The 15,285-nt window shown below is 70.2% G+C and carries 17 protein-coding genes; 3 read left to right on the top strand and 14 right to left on the bottom strand.

Annotated features, from left to right (window positions below):
* Positions 1-175: 175 nt before the first annotated feature.
* The 8 genes from G7043_RS14950 to G7043_RS14915 all read right to left on the bottom strand — a co-directional run bounded on the left by G7043_RS14950 (position 176) and on the right by G7043_RS14915 (position 6,776).
* Entirely contained in the window at positions 176-1,228 is a 1,053-nt protein-coding gene (locus G7043_RS14950) for a serine hydrolase domain-containing protein (RefSeq protein WP_166046206.1), read from the bottom strand.
* Positions 1,225-2,001 (bottom strand): hypothetical protein, encoded by a 777-nt coding sequence (locus G7043_RS14945; protein WP_242642250.1) that lies wholly within the window; start codon positions 1,999-2,001, stop codon positions 1,225-1,227. Before G7043_RS14945 ends, G7043_RS14950 begins: the two co-directional genes overlap by 4 nt.
* Entirely contained in the window at positions 1,998-2,297 is a 300-nt protein-coding gene (locus tag G7043_RS14940) for a type VII secretion target (protein ID WP_166046205.1), read from the bottom strand. The genes G7043_RS14945 and G7043_RS14940 overlap by 4 nt, the downstream gene beginning before the upstream one ends.
* Complete coding sequence (locus G7043_RS14935) at positions 2,294-2,638, bottom strand: YbaB/EbfC family nucleoid-associated protein (RefSeq protein ID WP_166046204.1); 345 nt, start codon at positions 2,636-2,638, stop codon at positions 2,294-2,296. The genes G7043_RS14940 and G7043_RS14935 overlap by 4 nt, the downstream gene beginning before the upstream one ends.
* 13 nt (positions 2,639-2,651) lie before the next feature.
* Complete coding sequence (locus G7043_RS14930; protein ID WP_166046203.1) at positions 2,652-3,269, bottom strand: ESX secretion-associated protein EspG; 618 nt, start codon at positions 3,267-3,269, stop codon at positions 2,652-2,654.
* Positions 3,266-3,568, bottom strand: a complete 303-nt coding sequence (locus G7043_RS14925; protein ID WP_166046202.1) for a hypothetical protein — start codon at positions 3,566-3,568, stop codon at positions 3,266-3,268. Before G7043_RS14925 ends, G7043_RS14930 begins: the two co-directional genes overlap by 4 nt.
* Entirely contained in the window at positions 3,565-4,584 is a 1,020-nt protein-coding gene (locus G7043_RS14920; protein WP_166046201.1) for a hypothetical protein, read from the bottom strand. The genes G7043_RS14925 and G7043_RS14920 overlap by 4 nt, the downstream gene beginning before the upstream one ends.
* A 98-nt stretch (positions 4,585-4,682) precedes the next feature.
* Positions 4,683-6,776, bottom strand: coding sequence for an XRE family transcriptional regulator (locus G7043_RS14915; protein WP_166046200.1), 2,094 nt, complete (start codon positions 6,774-6,776; stop codon positions 4,683-4,685).
* An 80-nt stretch (positions 6,777-6,856) separates the two neighbouring features.
* On the opposite strand from G7043_RS14915, the gene G7043_RS14910 reads away from it, so the two are divergent.
* The gene (locus G7043_RS14910; protein ID WP_313887884.1) at positions 6,857-7,483 is read left to right on the top strand and encodes a DedA family protein; all 627 of its coding nucleotides are present in this window, start codon (positions 6,857-6,859) and stop codon (positions 7,481-7,483) included.
* On the opposite strand, the gene G7043_RS14905 is transcribed toward G7043_RS14910, so the two are convergent.
* Positions 7,446-8,165 (bottom strand): SDR family NAD(P)-dependent oxidoreductase, encoded by a 720-nt coding sequence (locus tag G7043_RS14905; RefSeq protein WP_166046199.1) that lies wholly within the window; start codon positions 8,163-8,165, stop codon positions 7,446-7,448. The two genes, G7043_RS14910 and G7043_RS14905, sit on opposite strands and share 38 nt — an antisense overlap.
* A gap of 108 nt (positions 8,166-8,273) precedes the next feature.
* On the opposite strand from G7043_RS14905, the gene G7043_RS14900 reads away from it, so the two are divergent.
* Positions 8,274-9,116, top strand: a complete 843-nt coding sequence (locus G7043_RS14900) for an alpha/beta fold hydrolase (protein WP_166046198.1) — start codon at positions 8,274-8,276, stop codon at positions 9,114-9,116.
* Here the strand turns inward: G7043_RS14900 and G7043_RS14895 are convergent.
* Positions 9,091-10,197, bottom strand: coding sequence for a macrolide family glycosyltransferase (locus tag G7043_RS14895; RefSeq protein WP_166046197.1), 1,107 nt, complete (start codon positions 10,195-10,197; stop codon positions 9,091-9,093). The genes G7043_RS14900 and G7043_RS14895 overlap by 26 nt on opposite strands.
* Positions 10,198-10,277: 80 nt before the next feature.
* On the opposite strand from G7043_RS14895, the gene G7043_RS14890 reads away from it, so the two are divergent.
* Positions 10,278-11,129: an alpha/beta fold hydrolase gene (locus tag G7043_RS14890; protein ID WP_313887883.1), complete on the top strand. Its 852-nt coding sequence runs from the start codon at positions 10,278-10,280 to the stop codon at positions 11,127-11,129.
* Here the strand turns inward: G7043_RS14890 and G7043_RS14885 are convergent.
* The 4 genes from G7043_RS14885 to fdhD all read right to left on the bottom strand — a co-directional run bounded on the left by G7043_RS14885 (position 11,123) and on the right by fdhD (position 14,911).
* Positions 11,123-12,037: a Gfo/Idh/MocA family protein gene (locus G7043_RS14885; RefSeq protein WP_166046196.1), complete on the bottom strand. Its 915-nt coding sequence runs from the start codon at positions 12,035-12,037 to the stop codon at positions 11,123-11,125. The two genes, G7043_RS14890 and G7043_RS14885, sit on opposite strands and share 7 nt — an antisense overlap.
* A gap of 4 nt (positions 12,038-12,041) precedes the next feature.
* Positions 12,042-13,124 (bottom strand): ABC transporter permease, encoded by a 1,083-nt coding sequence (locus G7043_RS14880; RefSeq protein ID WP_166046195.1) that lies wholly within the window; start codon positions 13,122-13,124, stop codon positions 12,042-12,044.
* 1 nt (position 13,125) lies between these two features.
* The gene (locus tag G7043_RS14875; RefSeq protein WP_166046194.1) at positions 13,126-13,995 is read right to left on the bottom strand and encodes an ABC transporter ATP-binding protein; all 870 of its coding nucleotides are present in this window, start codon (positions 13,993-13,995) and stop codon (positions 13,126-13,128) included.
* Positions 13,996-14,071: 76 nt separating this feature from the next.
* Complete coding sequence (gene fdhD, locus G7043_RS14870) at positions 14,072-14,911, bottom strand: formate dehydrogenase accessory sulfurtransferase FdhD (RefSeq protein WP_166046193.1); 840 nt, start codon at positions 14,909-14,911, stop codon at positions 14,072-14,074.
* Positions 14,912-15,285: the final 374 nt, after the last annotated feature.

The raw sequence follows: 15,285 nt of genomic DNA, 5'->3' as shown, positions 1-15,285 counted from the left end.
AAATCGTTCGAGTGACCCAACCCCGCCCCTATCACTCTCCGCAACCCCACCCTGCTGGCCGGTGGCCACGCGGGGGCCCTTTGTCCGTTCTAGTAGTACGCGGGGTCCCCGCGTATCCAAAAGTGAGGCGGGTGGGGTTTCTGTGGGTGAAGGGGACTGCGGTCGGCATGGGCTTCTAGGTGGCGCAGAGGGCCTTGTCCGCGACCGCGATGGCGGAGGGGTTCGACCCCGGCTGGTTCGTGTTGGTCACCACCGACACGGACCGCCCGTCGTCGGTGGCCAGCGTCAGCGAGAAATGGCCGGTGGGCAACGAACCGTTGTGACCCCAGGCCACTCCCCCGCACGTCAGCGGCACCTCGGCGAGCGCGAGACCGTAGGAGCTGACCGTGCGGCGCATCTCCGCGAGCGCGGCGGGCGAGACGACCCGGCCCTGGATCAGCGCCTGGTAGAACCGCCGGATGTCGTCCAATGTGGACGACATCGCGCCTGCGGTGCTCCAGAACGACAGTTCCTGACCGGTGGTCGCCTCGGTCCAGAAGAAGAACGGGCCGAGGCGACCACCGATATACCCGTTGAGGAACGGAGCCCTCAACGCGCGGTCTCCGGGTGCGGGAAAGTCGGTCTCGGTGAGGCCGAGCGGGCTGATGATCCGCTCGGTGATCACGTCACCCGCCCGCTCGCCGGTGATCTTCTCGATCAGCAGGCCCAGCACCAGGTAGCCGACGTTGGAGTAGTTCAGCGCGGCGCCAGGTGCGGACTGCGCGGGCTCGTCCATCGCGGAGCGGACCAGTTCGGCGAGGGAGAACGTGCCGTCCGGGTTCGCTCGTGCGTCACGGACGTCACGGACGAGGCCGCTGGTGTGCTGCAGCAGGTGGCGAACGGTGATCACGTCACCGTTGTAGTTCCCGTTCACGACACCGGGCAGGTAACGGGAGATCGGTACGTCCAGCTCCACGCGGTGCTCGTCGACGAGCTGGAGGATCACCGCGGCGGTGAACGTCTTGGTCTGGCTGCCGATCCGGAAGTGGTCGGCAGCGGTGATCACGCGTTGTTCGTTGATCTTCCCAGTGCCCGCGGAGAGCGTGTACCGCGCGGTGTGCACGGCAGCGCCCGGTCCTGCCTGTGCGGCGTACCGGTCGAGCACCGTCTGGACCGCGGCGTCGGCCTTCGCCGGGGCGACGCTGATGGCGAGCGCGACGCCCGCGACAAGTGCTGCGATGCGCTTCACGTGGTCGCCTCCGTCGAGGTGCTCTTGTCTCCGATGACCGACAGGGCCTGCTTCACGATCTTCAGCACCGCCTGCGCGCCCTCGACCAGCTTGATCAGGTTCTCGCCGCTGGCCAGCAGTTCGCCGAGCTTCGCCGCGATCTGCCCGCCGCAGTCGACGGCGATCTGCACGCACTGCGGGATCGCGACGGCGATGCTCTGCCCGAACGTCGCCGGTGCCGCCGCGATCGCCTGGGTCATGATCGGCACGATCTTGCCGATCGCCTCGGTGATCAGCCGGGTGACCTCCGCGACGACCTGGGCGACCACCTGTCCCGCCTTGATCAGCGCGCTGGCGTTGGTCAGCGCGGTCTCGGCGACGGACAGCACGCCGTCGACGAGTTCCTTGCCGGTCTTGGCGTAGTCGGTGGCGCTCTGGCCGCTCCAGCCGCTGGTCTCGCTGCCTGCCTTGTCCTGGTAGTCCTTCGCCAGCGCCTGGCCGGCCTTGCCCGCCTTGTCGAACTCGCCGACGCCGCGCTCGACGCCGTCCGGGTCGCCCTTCAGCTGGTTCAGCGGCTCTTCCAGGAACGAGATCATCGGGGTGAGGAACCCGACGCCCGCACTGTCCAGGGCCTGCAAGGGTTTGCCGTTCGAACCGAGTTCGCGGAGGTCGGCCTTCGGGGTGGCGGCGAGGTCGGACGACAGCCATTCGTCGCCCGTGATGGCGTTGGTGGTGGTGCGGAGCTCGTTGAGCAGCGCGGCGATCGTGCCCGCGTCCGTTGTAGTGGCGGTCATCGGGCGACCCCGGTGAGGTTGGCGGCGCTGTCGTCGTCGGTGCGCTGGTAGGTGTCGGCGGTCTGCCGCATGCCCTCGCTCACTTTGTCCATTGTGGACGCCACGTGCGCGAACGCTGCCAGCGTCTCCCCCATCGCGCCGCTGAGTCCGGCGGCGAGGAACTGGGCGAACGAGCCGAGCGAATCCTGGCCGAGCTGGTCGGGCAGAGCCGTTCCCGTCGCGGACAGCTGGTCGGCGTACCCGGCGAGCGTCGCGGCATGACCGCGCAGCTGCTCGTGATCAACCGCGAAGCTCATCGCACGGCCTCCGGCAGGTGATTCGTGATCTGGTTCAGTGCGTCGCCATCACCGAGGTAGGCCGTCATCACCTCGGTCATGCGCGCGCCGGCCAGCCGTTGCGCCTCCCGTGCGGTGCTGACGATCAGCATCGCGAGCGTGTCGACGTCGAGCTTGCGCGCCGCGGGCGTCAGCACGACGTCGCCGAGCACCCCGCCCGCGTTCACCGTCACGGTGACCTCTCCGCGTGGCGAGGTCGCGCTCGCCCCGACCTCGGCCAGGCTCGCACTGGCGCTGCGCGCGCTGTACGCCACCCGTTCCAGACGTTCCTGGTAGTCCGCCAGCCACTGTGCTGGATCCACTTCTCCCCCTCTTCTAGGCTCGCGCGACCGCGGCGAGCTCACCAATCGCACGGACGAGGTCGTGGTGCCGCATGGGATTGACGCTGACCCAGCCGTCCACGCCCACGTCGACCCTGACCCGGCCGTCCGCACTGTCCAACCAGGACACTTCCTGCCGCTGCCCGCCGCGGATCACGCCTGCCTGCCCCTGCCCGGTGACCTCGAGGTCGACCTTCGCGCCGGGCGGCAGGGTGATCGGCATGAGCTGCGCGGGCCGCAGTTCGGGCACCAACGCCACGAGCTCGTCACCCAGCGTCGCCGCCTCGACGAGCCGCACGCGAACCGTGCTCTCCGACTGCGTGCACACCACAGCGTCGTCGCCGTAGACCATCGCGACGGCACCCGTCCCCGGCACCACGAGGTCGACCACGGCCGTGTGTTCGCACAGCGCCGTGACGAGCACAGCGGCCATACCCGTCGGCCCGTGCGCTTCGGCCAGTCCGCGCGCCTGCAACCCGTGGCCCGCCTCGGCGAGGAGATCGGCGCGTTCGCTCGCTCGGGTGCCGAACGACGGCACCCGCAGCGGAAACGGCCAGCGCACCCCGGCGTGCGTCGCGAGCAGGTCCATCTCCACCAGGTCGAAGGCGATCATCGCCCCGCCTTGCGCGCCTGCTCGGCGTCGGTCTCGGCGTAGGTGGCCTTGATCTGCGCGAGCATCTCCTGGAACGCGCGCACCTCCCGTTCGGCGGCGCCCACCTCGCCCGCGAGCCCTTCGCCCGCCCCCTTGAGCCTCTTCGACAGGTCCTGGGCGGGCGGCGCCGTGCCGAGCAACGGCTGCCGCTCGGCCAGCCTGCTCGCGGTGGCCACCAGGTCACCGGTCAGCTCGGCCAGCCTGGTCAGCGTCCTGATCCGGTCCTGCAACGCGTCCGGTGCGACCTCGAAACCGGTCACTGCTCCTCCCCGATCACGGCCGGCGACACCCGCTCGTTCACCACGAACAGCCCGTGGTCGAGCGTCGGCATCTGGTTCTCGTGTTCCTGGTCGTCGTCCTTGCGCGCGCCGCCCGGCGGCGAGGCCATCGCGCCGTTTTGTGCGGCGGACCGTGCGTCTGTAATGGGCGCACCGGTGATCGTTGGGCCTACGGTCTGACCGAACATCACGCCCGTGCGCATGCCTGGGCTGAGTTGGGTCTGCTGGCTCACCGGATTCACGGCGCCGATGACCGGGCCTCGCGTCGTTGCGGCTCCACCGCTCCCACCGCCTACGAGCCGTTGCCAAGGCACGCCACCTGAACTGGGTGTCTGCACCGGTGCGACGGCGGCGGCGCGGGGCGTGGGGGCGGCCTGCGGGACGTAGCCGCGGGCGTCGTCGATCAGGCGGCCGCTGCCGTTGAGGCTGGACTCGTAGGTCTGCATCGCGCGGACCGCCTGGGCTTTCTGCTGGTCGGCCGAGGCGGCGCCGAAGTAGAAGTAGAAGCCCGACGTGCCCGCCGGCAGCGTTGGAGCGCTCGGCAGGGCCATCGGCGCCGGCGCGCCGGGGAGCGAGAACGGCGCGCTCGGCAGCGCGAACGGCGAAGGTGCGCTCGGCAGCGCGAACGACGCCGGCGTGAACGACGCGGGCATCGTCGCCGCGTCCGGTGGCGGCGGCATCGCGGCTCGCGCGGCAGCCAACGCGTCCGCGGAGTCCTGAGCGGCCTGCTGCCCCGCCGCCGCGAGCTCGCTGATCTTCTCGATTCGCTCGGCCAGCGTGGTGAGCCGCGCGGCGGCCTCCTCCGCCGCGGCGCCGTGCCAGCCGTCGAGCAACGCGGCCCGTTGCTCCCGAAGCACCGCGGCGTGCGTGCTCAACGCCTCGCGGTGGCGCGTCCACTCGTCAGCGACCGTGCTGACGTCCCCCACATCGGCGTCCTGCCACAGCATCTGATGCAGCTGCTGGTGGCTGTACGCCTCCCAGTTGATCTCGCCTGACACCCCTCGGATCCCTCCCTCGTCCAGCCCGGCAAACGATCACACCGGGCCAAACGAAGGAACAGGCCAGACGACCGGCCACTTGTGGCCGGTCCCTCCCATCAGGGCAAACGCGCGAAATGATCCTGCAGGCGCGCGTGCCGGAACTGGTAGACCGCACCCGCTCGCCGCAGCACGCCACGCCGGTAGGCGTCGTCGAGGAAGGCCGGCAACCGCCACGGCAGCCGTCCGGTCAGCGGCAACCAGACGCGCGCGAACAGCACCCATTGGCCCCACGCGGTCAGGCTCAGGCCGTAGGCCAGCCCGCCCCCCACACCGCCGACGAGCCCGAGGGCCAGCGCCGAGACCGGAGTCCACACGACTTCGAACCTCAACGCCACGAGCACCACCACGCCGACCTGGGTGGCCGCCACGACGAACAGTGCGAAGGCCGGGACCACCACCGCGGCCAGCCCGAACACGTGCCGCCGGTTCGCGTCGAGCAAGTCACCGGGGCTGCCTGCCGAACGCACGTCCAGCGGCGTCTCCATCGCCGCGACCAGCCCGAAGACGAGCGCGCCGCCGAGCCCGAACACCAGGGAGAACACCACGACGTCCGCCAGCACGCCCGTGTTCATCTTCCATCCGGGCCAGGCCAGCCAGAACGAAATCCCCTGCACCAGCCCGTAAGTGCCGCCGACCGCCCCGCAGAACGCCAGCCCGAGCAGGGCTCGTGACCACACCCGCTTGCCCAGGCGTCCGCGCAGCCGCAGCCGCGTCCGCACGGGTTCCAGCGGTGCCGCGCGGACCACGTACCGGTGCGCCACCCCGAACAACACACCCGTGACCAGCCCGATCATCACCGCGAACGACACGCCTCTGGCGGTGAACATGCCGAGTACGGCCGCCTCCAGCACCAGGTCCGCCATCCCGACCGCGATCCCGACGCTCAGTCCGGTGACCTTCGACGACGTGCCGAACCGCCACCACGCCAGGTCGTGGGTGCCGAGGCGGGTGAGGTGATCGGCGAGGTAGCCGAGCCACGGCTGCACGCGCTCGGCCTCGACCCCGTAGACAGCGGGCACGAAACTGCCGAGCAGGTGCCGTTCGATCTCTTCGGCGTCGTGGAACCGGAGCAGCTCAGCGGGATCGTGGTCCGGTGTGTCGCTGTAGATCCGCCGCGCGAGCGCCACCATCAACGGCGTCGTCAGCACCTTTGCGAGGACCCCGCCGCCCCGCACCTCGTCGAGCACCAGCGTCCACACGTCCTTGCGCGTGGTGCGCGGCAAGTAGTCCGCGAGGTCGTCGCACGTCAGGTCAGCCAGCATTACTGCTGCAGCCGACGTCAGCACGTCGGTGCCCTCGACCGCATCCCGGTACTCGTCCACACGGCTGGTCAGCAGCAACGGCAGAGTGGTGGTGTTCAAGGCGTTCAACGCCGGTCGATGCAACCCGGCCGCGATCTCGTCGAACCCGTCGAGCACCGGCAGCACCCGCTGGGCGTCCACCAGCGCCGCCGCCAACGTCCCACCACTGGGTCCGGGAGCTCCGAGGAACGGGTGATCACGGGTCAGCTGCTCGGCCATCCAGTCGCGCAGCCCCACCCGTTCCGGGTGCCACGACCCCAGGCTGAAGATCACCGGCACCGGGTCCCGCGCGTCCCGGGCGCCCAGCAGGTCGAGCACGAACCGCGTGGTCAGCACCGTCTTGCCGGCCCCTGCCCGCCCGAGCACGACGAGCCGCCGCGACCCGACCTTCCGGTACACCTCGACGATCTGGTCCAGCCGCCCGGCGAGCGCGGCCTCACCACCGATGTTGAGCCAGCTGTCCCGCAACGTCTCGGGCGCCGCGTCCCATCGGACCGGCAGCGGCACCGGGTCGTGGATCTGGCCTTGTTCTTCCTCGCGCCGCCAGCGCGCCTCGACCGCGACCTTCAGGGTCTCCACGGCCTCGGCCAGCGGGTCGAACCGCACGGGCTCCAGAACCACCGGCTCGTCGCGGCCGGCGGCGGCGAACAACTCGGCCCGCTCGGCCCCGGTGAGCTCCAGCGCGTCGGCCAGCGACCGCACGGTTCCCATCCGCGGATCGGTGCGTTCGCCGGTCTCCAGCCCCCGCACCGTGCGAATGCCCACGGCAGCGCGCTGAGCGAGCGCTTCCTGGCTCAATCCCGCCCGCTGCCGCCATTGACGCAGCAGTAAGCCGAACTGGCTCGCCACAACCGCCGCCCCCTCGTCCGGATGATCAGCAGGGTACCGAGACGGCCGCGTCTCGTGGCCACTGTGTCCAATAGCCGTTGGTGCCCGGTTGGAGGAAGATCGCGGACGTGCTCTCCGCGTGGCTCCACACCGTTCCACCGCTGCTGGTCTACGTCGTCGTGGGCCTGGTGGTCGGCGTCGAGAGCGTCGGGATCCCGCTGCCGGGCGAGATCGTGCTCGTCACGGCCGCGCTCATGGCCTCGCACCACGACGGCGTCTCGCCGGTGATCGTCGGCATCTCGGCCTCAGCGGGCGCGATCATCGGCGACAGCATCGGGTACGCGCTGGGCAAGCGGTTCGGGCCGCGCGTGTTCGGGTGGGCGGGCGAGAAGTTCCCCAGCCACTTCAGCGAGGACAAACTCGGCCGCGCCCAGGCGCTGTTCGAACGGTACGGCGCCTGGGCGGTCTTCTTCGGCCGGTTCGTGGCGCTGCTGCGGATCCTCTCCGGTCCGCTGGCCGCCACGATGGGCATGCACTACGGGAAGTTCCTGCTGGCCAACGCTGCTGGCGGCATCGCGTGGGCCGGCGGCACGACAGCGGCGGTGTACTTCGTCGGCGAGGCCGCCGAGCACTACCTCGCCGAGTTCTCCTGGATCGCGCTGCTGGTCGTCCTGCTCGCGGTGATCGGGTTCAGCGTCCGAGCCCGGCTCCGCCGTTCACCCCGATGACCTGCGCGGTGATGTGCCCGGCCTCCGGGGAGGTCAGGAAGGTGATCGCCGCGGCGACGTCCGCCGGGGTGCCCGCACGGCCGTTCGCCGTGTTGCCGACGAGCACCTTGCGCCTGTCCTCGCTCAGGGTGCCGCCGAAGAACTCGGTGTCCTCGGTGACGCCGGGCGACACCACGTTGACCGTGATCCCCCTGCCTCCCAACGAGAACGCGAGGTCCGCCGTCCACGCCTCCACCGCCGCCTTGGCCGCGCCGTAGGAACCCGACCCGCGCCGGCCCGCGATCGAGCCGATCGTCACCACTCGGGCGTTGTCGGCCAGGCGCGGCTCCAGCGCGGTCGTCACGAGCACGGCACTGACCACGTTGGTTTCGTAGCTCGCGACCCAGAGGTCCCGCACGTCGGTCAGGTTCTCCGGCGCGGGACGTCGACGGGCCACGTTGCCACCCGCGTTGTTGACGAGAACGTCCACTTGCGACGGCAGGTCGCTCAACGCCGCCTGCACGGCCTCCGGATCCGTCGCGTCGAACGCCACCGCCCGCGCGCCGATCTCCTCGGCCGCCGCCTTCAGCACGTCCTCCCGCCGACCCGTGATCACCACGTCGAGGCCCTGCTGCGCGAACCGGGCAGCCACCGCCTTGCCGATGCCCGTGCCGCCGCCGGTCACCACTGCTGTTCGTGTCATGCGAGCCTTGATACCAGTGGCGAACATGCAGGTCGATCGGTTTGTCGTCCCTCGGGGTTCACGTCTGTGACTAGGCTGCTCAGACCCGACTCCACTGGGGAGAACCGCATGACATCCCACATTCTGGAAACCGACGAAGCGGCCATCACCTACGACGTGCACGGTGAGGGCGGCCGTCCGTTGATGATGATCGGCCAGCCGATGGACGCCAGCGGCTTCGCGGCGCTCAAGGAACAGTTTCCCGATCGAACAGTGATCACCTACGACCCGCGCGGACTCGGCAGGAGCACGCGATCGGACGGCAGCACGGAGAACCGGCCCGAGATCCAGGCGGCGGACGTGCACGCGGTGATCGAGGCCGTCGGCGGCCCGGTCGACATGTTCGCGTCCAGCGGCGGCGCGGTCACCGCGCTCGAACTCGTGGCCACCTACCCGGACGACGTGGTCACGCTCGTCGCGCACGAGCCGCCGATCATCGACGTGCTGCCGGATGCCGACGCCGCGCGCCGCGCCCGTGACGGGTTCATCGACGCCTACTTCGCCAACGGGAACGGCGCGGGCATGGCCCAGTTCATCGTCATGTCGTCGTGGCAGGGCGAGTTCACCGACGAGTACTTCGCCCTGCCGCCGGCCGATCCGGCGCAGTTCGGCATGCCCGCCGAGGACGACGGGTCCCGCGACGACCCGTTGCTGTCGCGGAACTCCCTCGCGATCACCGACTACCAGGTGAAGGTGGACGCGCTCGCGGCCGCGCCGACCCGGATCGTGATCGCCGTCGGTGAGGAGACGGGCAACGCGTTCACCGCGCGAACCGCCGTGCACACCGCGAAGCTCCTCGGCCAGGAGGCCACCGTGTTCCCCAGCCACCACGGCGGGTTCATGGGCGGCGAGTTCGGGTACGCGGGCAAGCCCGAGGAGTTCGGCGTCAAACTGCGCGAAGTGCTCGGCTGAGGATGACGTCGGCGGCCCGTTCAGCGCCGCCGCTGTTCTCGATGGCGGCACGCATCCGGTCGAGGTTGCGCCGGATCGTGCCGCTCTTCGCCACCCGTTCCACCGCCGAACGCAGGTCCGCGTGGTCGTCGACCCGTTCGCCCAGCCCTAGTTCGGCGACGCGGTCGGCGTTGGCGTCCTGTTCCGGCGTCTGCGGGACGATCACCAGCGGCACGCCCTGGTGCAGCGCCTCCATCGTGGAGTTCATGCCGCCGTGGCTGATGAACACGTCGGCGTGCCGCAACACCGCGGGTTGCGGGAACCACGGCCGCACATCGATGTTCTCCGGTACTTCACCGACTCCCTGTGCGGTCATCGCGACCTGCCAGCTGCCGTCGCCGAACTGCTCGACGCACGCGCGGTAGAAGTCGTGATCGCTCATCACCGAGCCGAGCGAGACGAACAGCAACGGCAGGTCCGCGCGGCGCGGTGACCACTCCTCGTCCAGCCGGCTGCCGAGCACGGGGCCGACGAAGTGGAACGAGTCGTCGAACGTCTCCCCGAACGGCTGGAACTCGCGCGGCAGGAACACCACGCTGCACGCCTCCGGTGCCTCGACCGTGCTCCACGGGTCGAGCTCGACGCCGTGTTCGGCCGCGAACCGCGCGGTGTCCTCGGTGAGGTAGCGGTCCAGGTCGACGTCCATCACCTTGAAGTGCTCGTTGGACGCGGTGTGCGGCATGGTCCGCACCGCCGGGATGCCGAACTTCCGCGCCGCGAGCCGGGCCGGCCAGTTCGTCGCGTCGTAGCAGATCAGGTCGGGACGGTCGGTCCGGCAGCGGTCGAGCAGCACCGGGTAGGTGGCGCTCATCGCCCTGAAGTAGTGCGGAAACCACTCGTCGATCGGATTGGCGGTGGTCGGGCGGAAGTCCGGCAGGGCGGGCAGCTCCACCCAGCGCGCACCGGCTCCCGTCACGGCTTCCGCGTGCTCGGCGCCGGTCGCGTAGTCGACTTCGGCGCCGCGCCTGGTCAGTTCCTCGACCACCGCCAGGGTCGGCGTGACGTGGCCATGTCCTGCAAGCGTGACGAACAAGATCCCCATTTCCCCGATCCTGCCGAACACGGTCAAACGCATTTTCCGGCTCGGGTAGCGTGGGATGGAGTTGATCAAGGTCAGGGGGCGTGGTGGCAGAGCGTGTCGTCGAAACGGGAGAGGTCCGGCTGTGGAGCGAGGACCTCGGTGATCCGGCGGCCCCGCCGATCTTCCTGATCATGGGCGCCAACGCGTCCGCGATGGGGTGGCCGGACGAGTTCGTCGCACTGCTGGTGGGCGGCGGGTACCGGGTGATCCGGTACGACCACCGCGACACCGGGAAGTCGACGACGGTGCCGGACGCCACCTACGACTTCGCCGACCTCACGCAGGACGCTCTCGCGGTGCTGGACGCGCACGGCGTGGACAAGGCCCACGTCGTCGGCGTGTCGATGGGCGGTCTCATCGGTCAGCTGCTGGCCGTGGACCACCCCGAGCGCCTGCGCTCCCTCACGCTCGCGCTCACCGGCGCCCTCGACATGGGCACGACGGACGAGACGCAGCCGGACAACGGCGAGCGGATCAGCAGGATGATCGCGCTCGCCGAACCGGGGGCGGACGTGGAGTCCGAGCTGGAGCGTCGCGTGGCGCTCTGGCGGGAGCTGCACGGTGACCGGTTGCCGTTCGACGCGGCGGAGTACCGGCGGCTGGAGGAACGCGCCATCGCACACGCGGGCACGTTCCTGCCGGCCACCGGACACGTGCGGCTCGGCGCCGCGGCACTGCCGCGTGGCGCGGACGACCTGCGCCGGGCCGAGACGCCGACCCTGGTGCTGCAGGCGAGCGAGGATCCGTTCTACCCGCTCGGTTTCGGCCGTCACCTGGCCGGTCTGCTGCCGGACGCGCGGTTGGTGGAGCTCGACGGCATGGGGCACAGCCTCCCGGCCGCGATGCACGCGGTGCTGACCGACGCGATCCTCGAGCACGTCCGCCGTCACTGACGCAGGAAGGCCTCGACCACCTCGGCCACCCGCAGTCCGCTGTCGAAGTTCGCCAGGTCGCGCGGGTGTTCACCCCGCACGGCCTGCGCGAACAGCGTGAGCCGCGAGTGTTCGGAACCCGTCTGCCGCAACGGCACCGGCTTCCACGCACCACCATCCGAAATGGACAGAGAGGCCCACTGTTCGAGGCGCAGCGAACGTTCGGTGCCCCACGCCGTCCACTCGTAGACCTCGGGCCCGGCCAGCCCGGAGAACGCCGACACGTGCACCGGCACGCCGCTGCCCCGCAGCACACCGCGTGCGGCCACCTCGGCGGCGCCGGGCTCGGGGAAGTCCGACGACACCGACTCGACGGTGAGCGGCCCGAGCAGCCGGTCCGTCAGGTAGACGAAGTGCGACAACACCTCGCGGACGAACCCGCCCTGCGCGGACCGCGCGAGCCACTCCGCGTCCGCCTGGAACGCCCGCGGCCAGCGCGGGAACTGCAGCCTGATCTCCACTCCGCGCAGCGCGCCCAGCTCGGCCAGCCGCCGTTCGATCTCGATCGTCGCCACCATGTCGGACAACGCGAAGTTCACCGCGTTCGGCCGTCCCTTGGCCGCGGCCGCCATCGCGCGGGCTTCGGCGAGGTCGACGGCGAGCGGCTTCTCGCAGAACACCGCCTTGCCCGCCTCGAACGCCGTGGTCACGAGCGAGGCGTGGGACGCGGGCGGGGTCGCGACGTACACCGCGTCCACATCGGACAGCACGTCGTCGAGCGAGGGCACGACGGGAACATCCAGCCTGCGGGGTACGACGTCGACACCCGCGACCACGGTGTAGCCGGGATGTGCCTGCGCCGCCGTCAGCATCCGGGTGCCCATGGCGCCCAGGCCGACGACGGCGAGGCGAATCGGATCAGCGATCATCCGCTCATTCTGCAGGTGCCCAGGCCTTGGACAACTTCACCCGCCCACCGGTCTGCATGAGCGATCCGGTGTAGAGCCGCGACGCGACCAGCAGGATCACCGTGACGGTCGCCGCCAGGATCCCGAGCGAGACCAGCGCCTCCCACGCTTCGGCCTGCTGCGCGAACAACCGGACCGGCATCGCGACCCCGGCGGTGAAGGGCACGAACGACATCACGGCGAGCACCGCGGGGTTCTCGTGGAAGAACTGCACGCCGAAGTACGGGCCCATCACCGCGAGCATGACCACGCCCATGGTGGAGCCGAGGTCCTCCTGGCGGCTGACCAGTGAGCCCGCGACCGCCCACATCGACGAGATCAGCACGAACCCGAGCATCACGAACGGCACGAACCAGCCCAGCGCAGGCGCCACCACCCCCAGCAGCTCGCCCAGCCCGGCGACCCGCAGCGCGATCGGCGCGGTGAGCGCGAGCACGACCACCTGGCCGAGGGTGAGGATCGTGTGCCCGAGGATCTTGCCCGCGAGCAGCGCCCGCACCGGCACGGTGGACACCAGGATCTCCACGATCCGGGTCTGCTTCTCGGTCACGGTGCTCTGCGCGATCGCCGCGCCGCCCATGCCGAACATCAGGAACACCAGCCCGAACACCACCACCGTGACGGACCGCTGGCCGTTGTTCACCGCGGAGGCCTCCAGCAGTTCGACCGGAGGCGACTGGACGAGCTCGCGGATCACGTCGTTCGGCGGGTCGTTCAGGGCGAGGACCTTGATCCCGCTGCCGTCCGGCACGATCGCCGCCTCGACGTCGTCGGCCCTGACGAGGTCCGCGGCCTCCTGGACGGTGGAGACCTCCTGGACGTCGAGTTGCTTGCCCTGCACCACCTGCACGGCCGAACCGACCGCCGCGACCTTCGGGTTGTCACCGCCGAACACGGTCGGCAGCACGGTGAGCGCGAACAGCGCGACGACCGTGAAGAGGAAGCCGATCCAGAAACCCTTGGTGGTGACCAGGGTCTTCATCTCACGTTCGGCGACGAGCCACGTCGCCTGGGAGAAGGACGCCTTCTTGGAAGTGGTCACGGCCATGTCAGATCACTTCCTTGAAGATCTCGTCGAGCGTGGGCACGACGGGCGTGAACGAGCGGACCTCACCGCGGTCCAAGGCGGCCTTGAGAACCTGCTGGGGTGCGGACTCGAACACCGCGCGCGGCCCGTCGAGCTCCAGGAGCGTCGTGCCGGGCACGTCGCGGATCCAGCCCGCGTCCTCCGCGACGACGATCTCGTAGCGGTCGCCCGCGTGGGTCTGCCGCAGTTCCTCGCGCGAGCCCTTCGCGGCGATCCGTCCCTTCGAGATGATCACCACGTCGTCGCAGAGGCGTTCCACGATCGCCAGCTGGTGGCTGGAGAACAGCACCGGTACCCCGCTCGCCGCCCGCTTGCGCAGCACGTCCAGCACGGTCTCGACGGCGATCGGGTCGAGGCCGGAGAACGGCTCGTCGAGGATCAGCACCTCGGGGTCGTGCACCAGCGCGGCGGCGATCTGCACGCGCTGCTGGTTGCCGAGCGACAGCTGTTCCAGCCGGTCGTTCGCACGCCCGGTCAGCTCCAGGTCCTCGAGCAGCTGGTCGGTGTTGCGCTGCGCGACCGTCCTCTCGACGCCGTGCAGGCGGCCGAGCCAGGTGATCTGCTCGCGCACCTTCATCTTCGGGTACAGGCCGCGTTCTTCCGGCATGTACCCGAAGTGCGGGCGGTTCTGCGGTGTGATCTCCTGGTCCTGCCAGCTCACCGAACCCCCGTGCGCGGCGAGCACCCCCAGCACGATGCGCATCGTGGTCGTCTTGCCCGACCCGTTGGCGCCGAGGAAGCCCGTCATCCGGCCGGGCCGCACGTCGAAGCTCACCTCGTCGAGCACCTTGTGATCGCCGAAGCTTCGGCTGATCCCCCTCACGTTCAACATGCCGTGAACGTTATGCGGTTCGTACCAAGATCGCGTCCGTCGCGCGGCATCATCCGCGCGGAGGACTCCTTACGGACTAACGCGCTCCGACCGTGAGGCCGAGGCGGTGTCCTCCTGTGTAGACGTTCATCGAGCTGCCCCGGAGGAACCCGACGAGCGTCACGCCCATCTCCTCGGCGAGGTCCGCGGCCAGCGACGACGGCGCGGACACCGCGGTGAGCACCGGGATCCCCGCCATGACCGCCTTCTGCACCAGCTCGAACGACGCCCGGCCGCTCACCATCAGCACGGTGCTCGTCAGCGGCAGCCGTCCGTTTCGGGTGGCCCAGCCGACGACCTTGTCCACCGCGTTGTGCCGGCCGACGTCCTCGCGCAGGCACAGCAGGTTGCCGTCGGCGTCGAACAGCCCGGCCGCGTGCAGCCCGCCCGTGCGGTCGAAGACCCGTTGCGCGGCACGGAGTTTCGTCGGGAACTCGGTGATCGTCTTCGGGTCGAGCCGGATCGGGTCGGCCGCCACCTGCCAGGTCGCGGTGGTGCGCACGGCGTCCAGGCTCGCCTTGCCGCACAGGCCGCACGACGAGGTGGTGTAGAAGTTGCGCTCGATCGACGGGTCGGGTGGCGCGACGCCTTCGCCGAGTCCGACGTCCAGCACGTTGTAGGTGTTGCCGCCGTCCGCCGTGGCGCCCGCGCAGTAGCGGATGGAGGCGATGTCGGACGGGTCGCGCACAACGCCTTCGCTGACCAGGAAACCCGCCGCGAGGTCGAAGTCGTCACCCGGCGTGCGCATGGTCACGGCGAGGGACTTGCCCCGCACGCGGATCTCCAGCGGTTCCTCGACCGCCAGCGTGTCCGGTCGCGCGGTGGCCGCGTCGTCCACCAGCCGCACCACGCGCCGCCTGCTCGTCACCCGTCCCACGTGTTTCCTCCCTGCAGATCGCGACGCACTCGTCGAGCAGGCGCCGCAACACCTCGTCCCCGGTCATCGTCCGCACCGCCCTGACCACGACCCAGTCGCGCGGCCACCACCTCGGCACGACGATCCCGGCCCGGCGCACACAATGCGCTACCAGTGCTCGGGCCGGCGCCTTCTGCGTCCCGATCACCTTGGTGGCGAACGGCAACAGCTTGCGTCGTCCGTCCGCTGTGGACTGATCGTTGACGCACCGCGCCACACACGCCAGCACCGGGTGCACGCAGGCGGGCCGGTCCGACCACACCTCGCCCGCGAGCACCGATGTCAGTTCCATCAGGCAACAGCCGTCCGCGGGTGTCTCGTGCCAGCCTCTCGCA

This window comes from Lentzea alba, assembly GCF_011067745.1.
Classification (GTDB): domain Bacteria; phylum Actinomycetota; class Actinomycetes; order Mycobacteriales; family Pseudonocardiaceae; genus Lentzea; species Lentzea alba.
The sequence above is the reverse complement of the archived record's forward strand: the minus strand, read 5'-3'. Positions and strand labels throughout refer to the sequence as shown.